The organism is Pseudomonas cichorii (assembly GCF_018343775.1).
Lineage (GTDB): Bacteria > Pseudomonadota > Gammaproteobacteria > Pseudomonadales > Pseudomonadaceae > Aquipseudomonas > Aquipseudomonas cichorii.
This window is the reverse complement of sequence record NZ_CP074349.1, coordinates 5,002,471-5,018,747: the sequence shown is the minus strand read 5'-3', so window position 1 is coordinate 5,018,747 and position 16,277 is coordinate 5,002,471. Positions and strand designations below refer to the sequence as shown.

Below are 16,277 nucleotides of genomic sequence, written 5' to 3'. Positions count from 1 at the left end.
GTCAATGTTGACGCCGCCAGGCCTTCACGATGCCAAAGGCTACTGCGATCCCCAGCAGCGGCAAGATGAACTGGAGCATCAGGTGCTCAAGCTTTTCGGCCAACAGCATGCCAGTACTGAACGACACGATATGCAGCCCGTAAGTCAGATATAACGCCAACAGCAACAGCCCTTCGAAGCGGGTGATGCGATAACCGGCGTAAAACAGCGGCAGGCAGAGCACGGCGACGCCGAGCATGATCGGCAGGTCGAACACCAGCGCGTTGGGAGATATCGACAACGGCACGGGCGAGATCAGCGCGGTCGCGCCCAGCACGCCCAGCAGATTGAACAGGTTGCTGCCGATCACGTTGCCCACCGCGATATCCCGCTCGCCGCGCAGGGCTGCGATCAGGGACGTCATCAGAGCGGGCAGGGATGTGACGATGGCCATCAGCGTCAGGCCGATTATCCTCTCTGAAAGCCCCAGATTGATTGCGACCACCACCGCCGCATCCACCAGCAGATGACCACCGAACGCCAGCAACAGCAGGCCGCTGGTCAGCAGGGCGATGCAGGTCAGTGAGCGTGGTTTTTCAGTGCTGTGGGTGTGCCCGTGACGTGCGCCATGACTGGCCTGGCGCAGGACGATGAACAGGCAGCCCAGCATCGTGCCCAGTAGCAGCACCCCGTCGAGCTTGCTGAATTCACCATTCCAGGACAGACCGATGACCAAAAGGCTGGCCCCGATCATCAGCGGGATATCGATGCGCAAGACCTGGCGGGCGACCCGCAGCGGAATGATCAGGGCGCACAGTCCCAACGTCACCAGCACATTGAAGATATTGCTGCCTATGACACTGCCTACGCCAATGTCGGTGCTGTCGGAAAACGCGGCTTGCAGGCTGACCGCCATCTGCGGCGCGCTGCTGCCCAGTGCGACGACCGTCAGGCCGATGATCAGCGGACGAATATTGAGGATGGAGGCCATGCGTACGGCGGCGCGTACTGACAGCTCGGCGCCGATCAGCAACAGCAGAAGACCACTCACCAACTGGATGAGCGCGGGGGCGGGAAGGTTCGATAGCTGGATAATTCCGGGTGTCCTCAGTCGAGGCTCTGGACGCGCACTGGCGCGGTTCCGCTGCGCAGCATGCCCAGTTGTTCGGCGGCTTCGCGGGATACGTCGATCAGTCTGCCTCGTACATGAGGACCGCGATCGTTGATGCGCACGACAACAGTCTTGTCGTTGTCGAGGTTGGTGACCTTGACGCGGGTACCGAAAGGCAGCTCGCGATGGGCAGCGGTCAATGCATTCTGATTGAAGGGTTCGCCACTGGCGGTACGCTTGCCGTGATGTCGGGCACCGTAATACGAAGCGCGACCGGTTTCGTCGTAGCCGTGGGGATCGATGTCATGACTGGCGCAACCGGCCAGAAGGGTGAACAGGGAACAGGCAGTGGCAAGTCGGCGCATGGGTCTAATCCTGTGATGCCTGTTTATGTGGGAGCGGATTCATCCGCGAAAAGCCCGGAATAAGACTTTCGCGAATAAATGCGCTCCTACGGCTTGGGTCAGCCTTCGAGCTTGGCCTTCAGCAGTTCGTTCACTTGCTGCGGATTGGCCTTGCCTTTGGAGGCTTTCATTGCCTGACCGACGAAGAAACCGAACATCTTGCCGCGCTTGGCTTCGTCTGCGGCGCGGTACTGTTCGACCTGTTCGGCATTGGCGGCGAGCATTTCGTCGAGCATCGATTCGATGGCACCGCTGTCGGTGACCTGCTTCAGGCCACGCTTCTCGATGACTTCGTCGGCGCTGCCTTCACCATTGGCCATGGCTTCAAACACCATCTTGGCGATCTTGCCGGAAATGGTGTTGTCCAGAATGCGCTTGAGCATGCCGCCCAGTTGCTCGGCACTGACTGGCGATTCGTCGATTTCCAGGCCTTGCTTGTTCAGCAGGCTGCCCAGCTCGACCATGACCCAGTTGGCCGCCAGCTTGGCGTCGCCGCCAATGCTCACGACCTGCTCGAAGTAATCGGCTTGCTCGCGGCTGGAAGCCAGCACGCTGGCGTCGTAGGCCGACAGGCCGAACTGGCTCTGGAAGCGCTCGCGTTTCTGTGGCGGCAATTCCGGCAGGGTGGCGCGGGTTTCGTCGAGGAACGAGTCTTCGATGATGACCGGCAACAGGTCCGGATCGGGGAAGTAACGGTAGTCGTTGGCTTCCTCCTTGCTGCGCATGGCGCGGGTTTCGTTGGTGTTCGGGTCGTACAGGCGAGTCTGCTGGATGACCTTGCCACCGTCTTCGATCAGGTCGATCTGGCGCTGGATCTCGCTGTTGATCGCTTTCTCGATGAAGCGGAACGAGTTGACGTTCTTGATCTCGCAGCGGGTACCGAACTCGACCTGGCCTTTTGGGCGAATCGATACGTTGCAGTCGCAGCGCAGCGAACCTTCGGCCATGTTGCCGTCGCAGATGCCCAGATAACGAACCAGCGCGTGGATGGCCTTGACGTAAGCCACGGCTTCCTTGGCGCTGCGCATGTCCGGTTCCGAAACGATTTCCAGCAGCGGCGTACCGGCGCGGTTCAGGTCGATGCCGGTCATGCCGCTGTAGTCTTCGTGCAGGCTCTTGCCCGCATCTTCTTCCAGGTGAGCGCGGGTGATGCCGATGCGCTTGACCGTGCCGTCTTCAAGGGTGATGTCCATATAGCCCTTGCCGACGATCGGCAATTCCATCTGGCTGATCTGGTAACCCTTGGGCAGGTCCGGGTAGAAGTAGTTCTTGCGGGCGAACACGTTGTGCTGACCGATTTCGGCATTGACCGCCAGGCCGAACTTGACGGCCATGCGTACCGCTTCCTTGTTGAGCACCGGCAACACGCCCGGCATGCCCAGATCCACAAGGCTGGCCTGAGTGTTGGGCTCGGAGCCGAACGTGGTGGCGCTGCCGGAGAAAATCTTCGATTGGGTCGAAAGCTGGGTGTGAATCTCCAGCCCGATGACGACTTCCCATTGCATAGTAAGTTGCTCCTCAGAAGCCTTCAGGTGTGCGTGTGTGCCAGTCAGTGACTTGCTGATACTGATGGGCCACATTCAACAGACGGCCTTCCTGGAAATACGGCGCAAGCAGTTGCACACCCACCGGCAGGCCGTCGACGAAGCCGGCAGGCATGGACAGGCCCGGCAGACCCGCGAGGTTGGCGGTGATGGTGTAGAAGTCTTCCAGATACGCAGAAACCGGATCGTTGTTCTTGGCGCCGATTTTCCAGGCCGGGTTTGGCGTGGTCGGGCCGAGAATCACGTCGACTTCGGCGAAGGCGTTCATGAAGTCGTTCTTGATCAGGCGGCGAATCTTCTGCGCTTGCAGGTAATAGGCGTCGTAGTAGCCAGCCGACAGGGCGTAGGCACCGACCATGATGCGACGCTGTACTTCAGGGCCGAAGCCTTCGGCGCGGGAGCGCTTGTACAGGTCGGTCAGGTCTTTTGGCTCTTCGCAGCGATAGCCGAAGCGTACGCCGTCGAAGCGCGACAGGTTGGACGAGGCTTCTGCCGGAGCGATGACGTAGTACGCAGGAATCGCGTGCTGGTTGTTCGGCAGGCTGATTTCCTTGACGATCGCGCCGAGCTTTTCCAGCTCCTTGACGGTTTCGTGTACCCGCTGTGCGATGCGAGGGTCCAGACCTGCGCTGAAGTACTCTTTCGGAAGGCCGACGCGCAGGCCCTTGAGCGAGGTATTGAGGCTGGCGGAGTAATCCGGCACAGGCTCATCGATGCTGGTGGAGTCCTGCGGATCGAAGCCGGCCATGCCTTGCAGCAGCAGGGCACAGTCTTCGGCAGTGCGGGCCATGGGGCCAGCCTGATCGAGGCTGGACGCGTAGGCGATCATGCCCCAGCGGGAAACGCGACCGTAGGTCGGTTTCAGGCCGGTCAGGTTGGTCAGTGCGGCTGGCTGGCGAATCGAGCCGCCGGTGTCGGTGCCGGTGGCCGCAGGCAGCAGGCGTGCCGCAACGGCAGCCGCCGAACCGCCGGACGAACCGCCGGGAACGTGCTCCAGAGCCCAGGGGTTTTTCACCGCGCCGTAGTAGCTGGACTCGTTGGCCGAACCCATGGCGAATTCGTCCATGTTGGTCTTGCCAAGTGTCACGGTGCCCGCGGCCGCCAGTCGGGCAACTACGGTGGCGTCGTACGGTGCCTTGAAGTTGTCGAGCATGCGCGAGGCGCAACTGGTGCGGATGCCCTGGGTGCAGAACAGGTCCTTGTGCGCCAGAGGCGCGCCCAGCAGGGCGCCGTTCTCACCGCCAGCGCGACGTGCGTCGGCAGCCTGGGCCTGAGTGATCGCCAGGTCTTCGGTGAGAGTAATGAAGCTGTTGAGCTGAGGGTCGAGCTGCGCGATGCGCGCCAGCAGGACACGGGTCAGTTCTTCGGAGGAAAACTTTTTATCGGCGAGTCCGCGGGCGATCTCGGCCAGAGTCATTTGATGCATGCAGGCTCTTTCCCTTACTCGATGACTTTCGGAACCAGATAAAGCCCGTCCTGGACCGCTGGTGCGATGGCTTGGTAAGTGTCGCGACGATTGTGCTCTGTAACGGCGTCTTCGCGCAGGCGCTGGGAAGCTTCCAGCGGGTGAGCCAGAGGTTCGATGCCTGTGGTATCGACCGCTTGCATCTGATCGACCAGCCCAAGAATGCTGTTAAGTGCTTCGGTAGTACGCGGGATATCGGCGTCATCCAGGCCCAGTCGGGCCAGATGGGCGATCTTTTCCACGTCGGAGCGTTCAAGCGCCATGGGGTATCTCCAGTGGAATGCCGGCGAATCGGTCTGCCAGCAAATTGCGGAACACCACCGCATTTATGCGGTCTTAAAGCCGCTAATGTCGCGGGGTGTGTTCAGAAAACCGCCAATTTAACATATTGGCTCCTTGCCCAAAATCCCTGTCGTTGTTAGAGTTTGCCGCACTTTTTTACCCACGCGTTCCCTAGGGTCCCATATCCCATGTTCAAGAAACTGCGTGGCATGTTTTCCAGTGATCTTTCCATCGACCTGGGCACTGCCAACACCCTTATTTACGTGCGTGAGCGCGGTATCGTTCTGAATGAACCTTCTGTAGTTGCAATTCGTACTCATGGCAACCAGAAGAGTGTCGTGGCTGTCGGTACAGAAGCCAAGCGTATGCTGGGCCGTACTCCAGGCAACATCGCAGCCATTCGTCCAATGAAAGACGGCGTCATCGCCGACTTCAGCGTGTGCGAAAAGATGCTGCAGTATTTCATCAACAAAGTTCACGAAAACAGCTTTCTGCAGCCCAGCCCTCGCGTGCTGATCTGCGTGCCGTGCAAATCCACTCAGGTCGAGCGTCGCGCCATTCGCGAATCGGCTCTGGGCGCCGGTGCCCGTGAAGTATTCCTGATCGAAGAGCCAATGGCCGCTGCCATCGGTGCCGGTCTGCCGGTTGAAGAAGCCCGTGGTTCGATGGTCGTCGATATCGGTGGTGGTACCACTGAAATCGCTCTGATCTCGCTCAACGGCGTGGTCTATGCCGAATCCGTACGTGTCGGCGGCGACCGCTTCGACGAAGCGATCATCACTTATGTGCGTCGCAACTACGGCAGCCTGATCGGTGAATCCACCGCAGAGCGCATCAAGCAGGAAATCGGCACAGCCTATCCAGGTGGCGAAGTTCGTGAAGTCGACGTGCGCGGCCGTAACCTGGCCGAAGGCGTTCCACGTGCCTTCACCCTCAACTCCAATGAAGTGCTCGAAGCCCTTCAGGAGTCTCTGGCGACTATCGTTCAGGCCGTCAAGAGCGCCCTGGAGCAATCTCCGCCAGAACTGGCTTCCGATATCGCCGAGCGTGGTCTGGTGCTGACCGGTGGTGGCGCATTGCTGCGCGATCTGGACAAGCTGCTGGCCCAGGAAACCGGTCTGCCGGTCATCGTTGCCGAAGACCCGCTGACCTGTGTGGCGCGTGGTGGTGGCCGTGCGCTGGAAATGATGGATAAGCACACCATGGATCTGCTCTCCAGCGAGTAATTCGCCGGGGTGCTGTTCATAGGGTCTTTTGTATGCAGGTAGCGCTTGTGCTACCTGTATGCGTCAGGCTGACGCCGAAACAAGGTGCCTATTTTTTTCATCTGTCCAGGCCGGTTCATACCCCATGAATAACAGCCAATTGAAGCTCGATCCTTTGATCGCATGCCCGGGAGGAGCGGCCTATTAAACCGCTTTTCGCAAAAGGCCCTTCGCTGGGCGTACGTCTTCTGGTACTGGTCGTGCTGTCGGTCGCGTTGATGGTGGTGGACGCACGCTTCACGATCCTCAAGCCCGTGCGCAGCCAGATGTCGCTGGTATTGATGCAGACCTACTGGATCGTCGATCTGCCGCAGCGCATGTTTCAGGGCGTTGCCAGCCAGTTCGGCAGCCGTACCGAGCTGATCGCCGAAAATGAGAAACTCAAGACCGAAACCCTGCTCCTGCAAGGTCGCCTGCAAAAGCTGGCGGCACTGACCGAGCAGAACGTTCGCCTGCGCGAGTTGCTCAACTCTTCGGCGCTGGTCAACGAGAAGGTCGAAGTCGCCGAGTTGATCGGCATGGACCCGAACCCCTTCACCCACCGCATCATCATCAACAAGGGCGAGCGCGATGGCGTTGTCCTGGGCCAGCCGGTGCTCGATGCCCGTGGCCTGATGGGGCAGGTGGTCGAACTGATGCCCTACACCTCGCGTGTCCTGTTGCTGACGGACACCACCCACAGCATTCCCGTGCAGGTCAACCGCAATGGCCTGCGCGCCATTGCCAGCGGCACCGGTAACCCGGAACGCCTGGAGTTGCGGCATGTGGCGGATACCGCTGACATCAAGGAAGGCGATCTGCTGGTCAGTTCCGGCCTCGGTCAGCGCTTCCCGGCGGGTTATCCGGTAGCAACCGTCAAGGAAGTCATTCATGACTCCGGGCAGCCGTTTGCCATTGTGCGCGCCGTTCCCACTGCTGCCTTGAACCGCAGTCGCTATCTGCTGCTGGTGTTCTCCGATGGCCGCTCTCCGGAAGAGCGCGCGGCTGATGCGGCGCAGGCCCAGGAGTCCATCGATAAAGGCCTTGAGCCGACCGTCGCGCCAACGATTCCACCGCTGTCACCGGCTTTCCCGATGGTGCCGATGCCAACGGTTCCATCGTTCCCGACCAGCACCACTCACGCCAGGCCGGCTGCCCAGGGTGCTTCGGCTCCGGCTGCAACCCCGGCTCCGGCAACCCAGCAAGCCCCGGCGCGGCCTGCTGCAAGACCTGCCACGTCACAGCCTCCTGCGTCTGCACCTTCCAACTCTCGGGAGCGAATCGATGGTTAGTCATGTTTCCGGGCGCAATGGCTGGGTGGTCTGGTTCACCTTCGCCATCGGCCTGTTGCTGAGTATTTCGCCACTGCCGCAGTTCATGGAAATTTTTCGTCCGCTGTGGCTGGCGTTGCTTTTGAGTTTCTGGGTCCTTGCTCTGCCGCAAAAGGTCGGCATGACCACTGCCTGGCTGCTGGGCTTGATGGAAGACGTGCTATACGGCAATTATCTGGGTCAGAACGCCTTGATCCTGACGTTGATCGCGTTTCTGGTCATGTCTTTGCAGCAACGTCTGCGCATGTTCCCCATGTGGCAGCAATGCCTGGTGCTGCTGGTGGTCTTTGGTCTGGCGCAGCTCGTGCAGCTGTGGATCAGCGCCTTGAACGGCAATCGACAGCCAACCCTGGCGCTCGTGCTGCCCGCACTGGTCAGCGCCTTGTTGTGGCCATGGGTGAGTTATGGTCTGCGTGGGTTGAGCAAGCGTTTGAAAATCAACTAAGCGCAGCGTGAGCGCAGGACTGCGTCGTGCTGCGCTTATCGTCACAGACACGGAGATGTCCTTATGCCCTTGCTCTATCTGGCCTCTGGCTCACCGCGCCGGCGTGAACTGCTCACTCAGATCGGTGTGCCTTTCACTGCGCTCAGTGCGCAAATCGACGAAACCCCTCTGAACGATGAAGCCCCGACGGCCTATGTCGAGCGTCTGGCGCGTGGCAAGGCCGCGGCCGGTCTGGCCTTGCTGGGCGATGAAGACGCTTGCGTGCTGGGTGCCGATACCGCTGTGGTGCTTGATGGTCGCATTCTGGGCAAACCGGTGGATCAGTCCGATGCGCTGGCAATGCTGGCTGCTCTTTCCGGGCGTGAACATCAGGTACTGACCGCCATTGCGCTGGTCGATCGCCAGCGCAGCGAGGCTCGCATCGTGACCAGTCGCGTGCGCTTTCGCCCTGTCGAACCCCATGAAGCCCGGACCTACTGGGCCAGCGGCGAGCCTCAGGACAAGGCGGGCAGTTATGCTGTCCAAGGCCTTGCAGCGATTTTCGTCGAAGAGCTGCATGGCAGCTATTCTGGAGTCGTTGGGCTACCTCTGTGCGAAACCGCAGAACTGCTGGGCAGTTTCGGCATACCCTGTTGGCAATGCCTGGAAGGTGAAAAGCCATGAGTGAAGAGATTCTGATCAATATCACCCCGATGGAGTCGCGGGTGGCAGTGGTGGAAAACGGTGTCCTGCAGGAGGTCCATGTCGAGCGGACCCAGCGTCGCGGCATCGTCGGCAATATCTACAAAGGCAAGGTGGTGCGGGTGCTGCCCGGCATGCAGGCCGCGTTCATCGATATCGGTCTGGATCGTGCAGCCTTCATTCATGCGTCGGAAATCTCCATGCGTGAAGGCCCGGCAGTGGAAACCATCAGCTCCCTGGTCCATGAAGGCCAGAGTCTGGTCGTGCAGGTCACCAAGGACCCGATTGGCAGCAAGGGCGCACGCCTGACCACGCAATTGTCGATTCCGTCGCGCTATCTGGTGTACATGCCGCGCACGGCTCACGTGGGTATTTCCCTGAAGATCGAGGATGAAGGTGAGCGCGAGCGACTCAAGAAAGTCGTCAGCGATTGCGTGGCACTGGAAGGCATCAAGGAAGCAGGCGGCTTTATCCTGCGTACCGCCGCCGAAGGTGCGGGCGCCGACGAAATCCTTATGGACATCCGTTATCTGCGCAGGCTGTGGGACCAGATCGGCGAGCAGATCAAGACCATCAGTCCGCCCAACGTGATCTACGAGGATCTTGGCCTGGCGCTGCGCACACTGCGCGATCTGGTCAGCCCGCGTATCGAGAAGATCCGTATCGACTCCCGGGAAACCTTCCAGAAAACCACGCAGTTCGTGGCCGAGCTGATGCCGGAAATCGCCGACCGTCTGGAACATTACCCCGGTGAGCGTCCGATCTTTGATCTGTACGGCGTGGAAGACGAAATCCAGAAGGCGCTGGAGCGCAAGGTGCCGCTCAAGTCGGGTGGCTATCTGGTGGTCGACCCTGCCGAGGCCATGAGCACCATTGACGTCAACACCGGCGCGTTCGTCGGCCATCGCAATCTGGAAGAAACCATTTTCAAGACCAACCTGGAGGCCGCGACGGCCATTGCGCGGCAACTGCGTCTGCGCAATCTGGGTGGCATCATCATCATCGACTTTATCGATATGGAAGATGGCGAGCACCAGCGTCAGGTCCTGCGCACCCTGGAAAAACAGCTGGAGCGTGATCACGCCAAGACCAACATCATTGGCATCACCGAGCTTGGCCTGGTGCAGATGACCCGTAAGCGCACCCGTGAAAGTCTGGAGCAAGTGCTTTGTGAGCCTTGCCACTGCTGTCAGGGACGCGGCAAGCTCAAGACGCCGGAAACCATCTGTTACGAGATTTTCCGCGAAATCCTGCGCGAGGCCCGGGCCTATCAGGCGGTGGGTTATCGGGTACTGGCCAACCAGCGCGTGGTTGACCGACTGCTTGATGAAGAGTCGGGCAATGTGGCGGAGCTGGAGAGCTTTATCGGACGCACCATTCGTTTTCAGGTAGAAACCATGTATTCACAGGAACAATATGACGTGGTGCTGCTCTGAAGTTGCTCGTATCGTGAAAGCGTGATGCCCACGACGACGAGCCGTACGCCCTTATAACGAGAATGATGCGTGGTAAATGAGCAAAACCTGTACCGGGCCGCACCTGCAGTACTAAACCGGGTTCATTTCAGCAACGCTGACTGCCGGGCTTTATTGCGGAGGGCTCTCTGAATGGAGCGTCTGTCCCGTTTCTTTTCTGCCCTGACTCGCTGGGGGCTGGGTCTTTGCGCGCTGGCGCTGATTCTGGCTGCCTTGTATGTAAGCCTCGGGCGTCAGTTGATGCCCATGGTCGCCGAGTACCGGGTCGATGTGGAGACTCGTGCCAGTGCAGCCCTTGGCATGCCGTTGAGCATTGGCAGTCTGGAAGGACGCTGGAGCGGGTTTTCTCCGGTGCTGGTTGCCCATGATGTGATGGTGGGCGAGGGCTCCAGTGCCTTGCGTCTTGATCAGGTCACGGTGTTGCCCGATATTCTGGGCAGCCTGAAAGCCCGGGATGTGCGTATCGCTCATCTTGAGGTCGGCGGCCTGCAGGTCATTCTCACGCAGGACAAGGACGGGGCCTGGGCAGTCCAGGGGCTGCCTGTTCAGGACAACGCCTCCCTCGACCCCGAGAAGCTGCTCAACCAGATGCAGGTTGTGTCGCGCCTGTCGCTGCTCGACAGCCAGGTGACACTGCAGCCTTTCGACGAATCGCCGCTGACCCTTACCTATGTCAACTTCACTCTGCTCACTGGCAGCTATCATCAGCGCCTCGATGCGCGCATGACCCTTCCGGACGGCCAGCCGCTGAGCCTGAATCTGCGCTCGCGAATCCAGGCCAGCCAGTGGAAGGACGGCGAAGCCGATCTGTATCTGAGCCTGCCTCAGAGCGACTGGGCCAAGTGGCTGCCCAAGGCCCTGACCCGTGAATGGAAGGTTTCCACGCTCAAGGCCGGTGGCGAGTTCTGGCTGAGCTGGGGCAAGGGGACTGTTCAACGTGGTGTCACGCGTCTCAATGCACCACAGATCAAGACGGGTTATGCCGAGCGAAAGCCCGCAGTCATCGACAATCTGGCCCTCAATGCCTGGTTCCAGCGCAGCGATACAGGTTTTGACCTGACTCTGGATTCGCTGGCCATGAGTCTGGGCAAGGATCGCTGGGAAAGCCGTTTGAAGCTGACCCAGACGGTTGCCACCGATGGTCAGGAAGAACTCTGGCATGTGCAGGCCGACAGGCTGGATCTGACACCGGTCACGCCGCTGCTCGATTCCGTCGCGCCGCTGCCGGAAGGTTTTCGCACGGCGCTCAACAATCTCAAGGCTACCGGTGGGCTGCGCAATGTGCTGCTCGATTACCGGCCTCAGGCGGTGGGCGACAAGCGTCTGAGCTTTGCTGCCAATCTGGACAAGGTGGGTTTCAATGCCTATCACGGCGCTCCGGCAGCCGGAAACGTCAGTGGCGCCATCAGCGGCGATCTGGGGCAGGGCGAACTGCGTCTGGCCACCGATGACTTCATGCTGCATCTGGACCCGATCTTCAAGAATCCCTGGCATTACCTGAAAGCCAACGCACGCCTGACCTGGAAGCTGGATGATCAGGGCTTCACCCTCATCGCACCGTACATCAAGGTGCTGGGGGAGGAGGGCAAGATTGCCGCCGACTTCCTGATCCGTCTGCATTTCAACCACGATCAGGAAGACTACATGGACCTGCGGGTCGGCATGGTCGATGGCGATGGCCGCTATACCGGCAAGTACCTGCCAGCCGTGCTGAGCCCGGAACTGGACAAGTGGTTACGCACGGCGGTAGTGGGCGGTGCGGTCAACCAGGGCTATTTCCAGTATCAGGGTTCGCTTAACCATGGTTCGCCGGATACGGCCCGCGTCATCAGCCTGTTTTTCGATGTGCATGACGCCACTCTGGACTTCCAGCCGGGCTGGCCATCGCTCAAGGGCGTCGATGGTCAGGTCTATGTGGAAAACAGCGGCGTGAGGGTCAAGGCCAGTAAAGGGCAATTGCTCAATACCCAGGTCAGTAAAGTCGTGGTGAACATTCCCCACGCTCCGGCCGGGCAGCCGAGTCATCTGCTGGTGGATGGCGAGTTTGCCGGCACTGTGGCCGACGGCATGAAGATTCTCCAGGAAGCGCCCATCGGCACTGGCAGCACCTTTGCGGGCTGGCAGGGCGAAGGGCCGCTCAAGGGCAAGCTGAAGCTGGATATCCCGCTGGCCAAGGGAGTTGAACCCAAGGTCGCGGTGGATTTCAGTACTGAAGGCGCACGTTTGAAGATCGCCGATCCGGTGCTGGAGCTGACTCAGCTCAAAGGCGATTTCCGCTTCGACAGTGCCAAGGGTGTAAGCGGCAAGGGGATTCGTGCCCAAGTGTTTGATCGCCCGGTGACGGCCGAGGTCTTTGCCGAAGGCAAGCCTGGCGCCAACGTGACTCGTGTTGCTGGCAGCGGGCAGGTAGCACTGAAAAAGCTCACCGAATGGCTGGGCATTACTCAGCCGTTGCCGGTTTCAGGCGACTTGCCTTATCAACTGCAACTGACCCTCAACGAGGGCGACAGCTCGTTGCTCATCAATTCCGGGCTCAAAGGCGTGACGGTCGATCTGCCAGCACCGTTCGGCAAGGCCGCCGAAGAAGAGCGTGACAGTGAGTTTCACATGACGCTGCAGGGCGCCGAGCGGCGCTTTGATGCAGCTTATGGCGGGTTGGCGAATCTGGCTTTTGCCACGCCGGCTGGCAAGCTGGCCGAAGGGCGCGGAGAGCTGTTTCTGGGCCAGGGTAGCGCTGTGGTTCCCGATGCCAAGGGCTTGCGCATACGCGGCAACCTGTCGGAGCTGGACGTAGCGCCCTGGCAGGCCATTGCACAGCGCTATTCGGGTAACGATCCTGGCGGCAGTGCCAAGCAGTTGCTCAGTGGTGTGGACCTGCAGGTCGGCAAGCTGACGGCAATGGGCACGACTCTGGATCAGGTCCGGGTGCAGTTGCAGCGCAATGCCGCTGCCTGGGCGTTGTCTCTGGACAGCGCGCTGGTCAAGGGCTCGGCCACGTTGCCCGACAGCAAATCCGTACCCATTGGCATCGATCTGCTTTATGTGCGCTTGCCAGCTCCCGATCCAAACGCTGCCGTGGTCGAAAATCCGCCTGACCCACTGGCCGATGTTGATCCGGGCAAGATTCCCGCGACGGATATCAGGGTTGCCCAGTTGTTCCAGGGTGATCAATTGCTGGGGAGCTGGGCCTTGAAGATCAGGCCTTCGGCGACCGGTATTCGCCTGTCCGATATGAACCTTGAACTCAAGGGCATGCTGCTCAAGGGCGAAGGCAGTTGGGAAGGCGCGCCCGGCACGAGCAGCAGTTGGTTCAAGGGGCAGATCAGCGGCAACAATCTGGCTGACGTCCTCAAGGCCTGGGGCTTTGCGCCCACGGTCACCAGCGAAAGCTTCGAGATGGACGCCGATGGACGCTGGCCGGGTTCGCCTGCCTGGGTTGGGCTCAAGCGTTTCTCCGGTAGCCTGGACGCCACATTGCGTCAGGGCCAGTTCGTTGAAGTGGAAGGCGGCGCTCAGGCTTTGCGGGTGTTCGGCTTGCTGAACTTCAACTCCATTGGCCGTCGTCTGCGCCTGGACTTCTCCGACCTGCTGGGCAAAGGCCTGAGTTACGATCGGGTCAAAGGTTTGCTGGTGGCCAGTGACGGCGTTTACGTCACGCGCAAGCCCATTACCCTGACAGGGCCGTCGAGCAATCTTGAACTCAACGGCACGCTGGACATGGTGCGTGACCGGGTCGATGCCAAGCTGCTGGTGACCTTGCCGGTGACCAACAACCTGCCGATTGCCGCGCTGATTGTCGGTGCTCCGGCCATCGGTGGTGCGCTGTTTCTGGTGGACAAGTTGCTGGGCGATCGCGTTGCGCGTTTTGCCAGCGTGCAGTACAAGGTCGAAGGGCCATGGAAAGAACCGAAAATCACGTTCGACAAGCCTTTTGAAAAACCTCAATAGCGCGTCATGGAGTACAGTGGCGGCAGGCCATTTAAGGGAAGCGTCATGTCTTTTGCCGTGATTCAGATGGTCAGCCAGAGCGACGTGCAGGGCAATCTTGCCCAGGCCCGCAGGCTGTTGGAGCAAGCAGCCGAAAGCGGTGCGCGCCTTGCGGTGTTGCCCGAGAACTTTGCCGCCATGGGGCGTCGTGACGTTGCCGATATCGGCCGCGCCGAGGCCCGTGGACAAGGCCCGATCCTGCCATGGTTGAAACTGGCTGCCCGTGACCTCAAGTTATGGATTGTCGCCGGAACATTGCCACTGCCGCCCGATGACCAGCCGGAGGGCAAGGTCACGGCCTGCTCATTGCTGGTGGACGAGCAGGGCGAGCAGGTGGCCCGCTACGACAAGCTGCACCTGTTCGATGCCGACGTCGCGGACAATCGCGGTCGCTATCGTGAGTCCGATGACTATGCTCATGGGAACAACGTGGTGGTTGCCGACACCCCTGTGGGCCGTTTGGGCCTGAGTGTCTGTTACGACCTGCGCTTCCCGGAGCTTTACACCGCCCTGCGCGAAGCCGGGGCTGAATTGATTACCGCGCCGTCGGCCTTCACGGCAGTGACCGGCGCGGCGCATTGGGAAGTCCTGATCAGGGCACGCGCCATCGAAACCCAGTGTTATCTGCTGGCGGCCGCCCAGGGTGGGACTCATCCGGGGCCTCGGGAAACCTACGGGCACGCGGCAATTGTCGATCCATGGGGTCGCGTGCTGAGTCGGCAGGAACAGGGTGAAGCTGTGCTGCTGGCTGAACGGGACAATGAAGAACAGGCGTCCATACGGGCGCGGATGCCGGTGTCCAGTCACCGGCGCTTTTTTTCGCAGGACGCCGTGCGGCCTGCTTCGGAGTGAATATGAGTGGCTTGTCCTCTGTCAGCGAACATCTTCTGGCGCCCGGTGGCTTGACTCTGGATAGCCTGCAATCGGTTCTGGGCGAGCTGGCCGGCCCGGGAATCGATGCGGCTGACCTCTACTTTCAGGGGATGATCTCGGAGTCCTGGTCTCTTGAGGACGGCATCGTCAAGGAAGGCAGCTTCAACCTTGACCAGGGTGTCGGCGTGCGTGCGCAGTCGGGTGAGAAAACCGGTTTCGCCTACAGCAACGCGATCACTCTGGAAGCCTTGAACACGGCGGCCCGTGCCGCTCGCTCGATTTCCCGTGCAGGCCAGAATGGCCGGGTCCAGGCATTCACTTCTCAGGATGTGGCCCGGTTGTATGCACCGGATAACCCGCTGGAAGTGCTGACCCGTGCCGAGAAGGTCGAACTGCTCAAGAGCGTCGATGTTGCCACCCGCGCTCTGGACCCGCGTATCCAGAAGGTGTCGGTGAGCATGTCCGGCGTCTGGGAGCAGGTTCTGGTGGCTGCCGCCGATGGCACGCTCGCCTCCGATGTGCGGCCGCTGGTGCGTTTCAATGTCAGCGTCATCGTCGAGCAGAACGGTCGTCGCGAGCGCGGCGGTCATGGCGGCGGCGGACGTACCGACTACCGTTATTTTCTCGCTGAAGACCGAGCCATGGGCTACGCCCGCGAGGCGCTGCGTCAGGCACTGGTCAACCTTGAAGCGATTCCGGCACCGGCGGGCACCTTGCCTGTGGTGCTGGGTTCCGGCTGGTCCGGTGTACTGCTGCACGAAGCGGTCGGGCATGGCCTTGAGGGCGACTTCAACCGCAAGGGCAGTTCGGCCTATAGCGGCAGGATTGGCGAAAAGGTTGCTTCCAGCCTTTGCACCATCGTCGATGACGGAACGCTGGCCGGGCGTCGTGGCTCGCTGAGCGTGGACGACGAAGGCACGCCGACCGAATGCACAACCCTGATCGAGAATGGCATTCTCAAGGGCTACATGCAGGACAAGCTCAATGCGCGCCTGATGGGCGTCGCCCGCACAGGCAACGGTCGTCGCGAATCCTATGCACACCTGCCGATGCCACGCATGACCAACACCTACATGCTGGGCGGCGAGAGTGATCCACAGGAAATCATCGCTTCGGTGAAGAAAGGTATTTATTGCGCCAACCTGGGCGGTGGTCAGGTCGACATCACCAGCGGCAAGTTCGTGTTTTCCACCAGCGAAGCCTACCTGATCGAGGACGGCAAGATCACCGCTCCGGTCAAGGGCGCGACCCTGATCGGCAACGGGCCGGAAGCCATGAGCCGAGTGTCGATGGTCGGCAACGACATGTCCCTCGACAGCGGCGTGGGCGTGTGTGGCAAGGATGGCCAGTCAGTACCGGTGGGTGTTGGCCAGCCGACCCTGAAGATTGATGCGATCACGGTCGGAGGCACTGGCGGGTGAGGGTGTGACGGGGCTGATCCTTGCGATCAGCCCCA

The 16,277-nt window shown here is 60.5% G+C and carries 13 protein-coding genes; 8 read left to right on the top strand and 5 right to left on the bottom strand.

The window, feature by feature from the left end; all coding sequences use genetic code 11:
* Position 1 precedes the first annotated feature (1 nt).
* From KGD89_RS21360 to gatC, 5 genes are all read right to left on the bottom strand, one after another.
* Positions 2–1,033: a calcium/sodium antiporter gene (locus KGD89_RS21360; RefSeq protein WP_025261801.1), complete on the bottom strand. Its 1,032-nt coding sequence runs from the start codon at positions 1,031–1,033 to the stop codon at positions 2–4.
* A 53-nt stretch (positions 1,034–1,086) separates the two neighbouring features.
* Positions 1,087–1,455, bottom strand: a complete 369-nt coding sequence (locus KGD89_RS21355) for a septal ring lytic transglycosylase RlpA family protein (protein ID WP_025261800.1) — start codon at positions 1,453–1,455, stop codon at positions 1,087–1,089.
* A 98-nt stretch (positions 1,456–1,553) separates the two neighbouring features.
* The gene (gene gatB, locus KGD89_RS21350; RefSeq protein WP_025261799.1) at positions 1,554–2,999 is read right to left on the bottom strand and encodes an Asp-tRNA(Asn)/Glu-tRNA(Gln) amidotransferase subunit GatB; all 1,446 of its coding nucleotides are present in this window, start codon (positions 2,997–2,999) and stop codon (positions 1,554–1,556) included.
* A 13-nt stretch (positions 3,000–3,012) separates the two neighbouring features.
* Positions 3,013–4,464, bottom strand: a complete 1,452-nt coding sequence (gene gatA, locus KGD89_RS21345; protein ID WP_025261798.1) for an Asp-tRNA(Asn)/Glu-tRNA(Gln) amidotransferase subunit GatA — start codon at positions 4,462–4,464, stop codon at positions 3,013–3,015.
* A gap of 14 nt (positions 4,465–4,478) precedes the next feature.
* Positions 4,479–4,766, bottom strand: coding sequence for an Asp-tRNA(Asn)/Glu-tRNA(Gln) amidotransferase subunit GatC (gene gatC / locus KGD89_RS21340; RefSeq protein WP_025261797.1), 288 nt, complete (start codon positions 4,764–4,766; stop codon positions 4,479–4,481).
* A gap of 207 nt (positions 4,767–4,973) precedes the next feature.
* Here gatC and mreB point away from each other — a divergent pair, with 207 nt between their 5' ends.
* The 8 genes from mreB to tldD all read left to right on the top strand — a co-directional run bounded on the left by mreB (position 4,974) and on the right by tldD (position 16,242).
* Positions 4,974–6,011 (top strand): rod shape-determining protein MreB, encoded by a 1,038-nt coding sequence (gene mreB, locus KGD89_RS21335; protein WP_002555108.1) that lies wholly within the window; start codon positions 4,974–4,976, stop codon positions 6,009–6,011.
* 227 nt (positions 6,012–6,238) lie between these two features.
* Positions 6,239–7,321 (top strand): rod shape-determining protein MreC, encoded by a 1,083-nt coding sequence (gene mreC / locus KGD89_RS21330; protein WP_371856570.1) that lies wholly within the window; start codon positions 6,239–6,241, stop codon positions 7,319–7,321.
* Positions 7,314–7,805 (top strand): rod shape-determining protein MreD, encoded by a 492-nt coding sequence (gene mreD / locus KGD89_RS21325; protein WP_025261795.1) that lies wholly within the window; start codon positions 7,314–7,316, stop codon positions 7,803–7,805. Before mreC ends, mreD begins: the two co-directional genes overlap by 8 nt.
* Positions 7,806–7,868: 63 nt before the next feature.
* Positions 7,869–8,468: a Maf family protein gene (locus KGD89_RS21320; protein WP_025261794.1), complete on the top strand. Its 600-nt coding sequence runs from the start codon at positions 7,869–7,871 to the stop codon at positions 8,466–8,468.
* Positions 8,465–9,922, top strand: coding sequence for a ribonuclease G (gene rng, locus KGD89_RS21315; protein WP_025261793.1), 1,458 nt, complete (start codon positions 8,465–8,467; stop codon positions 9,920–9,922). The genes KGD89_RS21320 and rng overlap by 4 nt, the downstream gene beginning before the upstream one ends.
* A gap of 171 nt (positions 9,923–10,093) precedes the next feature.
* Positions 10,094–13,909 (top strand): YhdP family protein, encoded by a 3,816-nt coding sequence (locus KGD89_RS21310; protein ID WP_025261792.1) that lies wholly within the window; start codon positions 10,094–10,096, stop codon positions 13,907–13,909.
* A 45-nt stretch (positions 13,910–13,954) separates the two neighbouring features.
* Entirely contained in the window at positions 13,955–14,800 is an 846-nt protein-coding gene (locus KGD89_RS21305) for a carbon-nitrogen hydrolase family protein (protein ID WP_025261791.1), read from the top strand.
* 2 nt (positions 14,801–14,802) lie between these two features.
* The gene (gene tldD, locus KGD89_RS21300) at positions 14,803–16,242 is read left to right on the top strand and encodes a metalloprotease TldD (RefSeq protein WP_025261790.1); all 1,440 of its coding nucleotides are present in this window, start codon (positions 14,803–14,805) and stop codon (positions 16,240–16,242) included.
* Positions 16,243–16,277 lie beyond the last annotated feature (35 nt).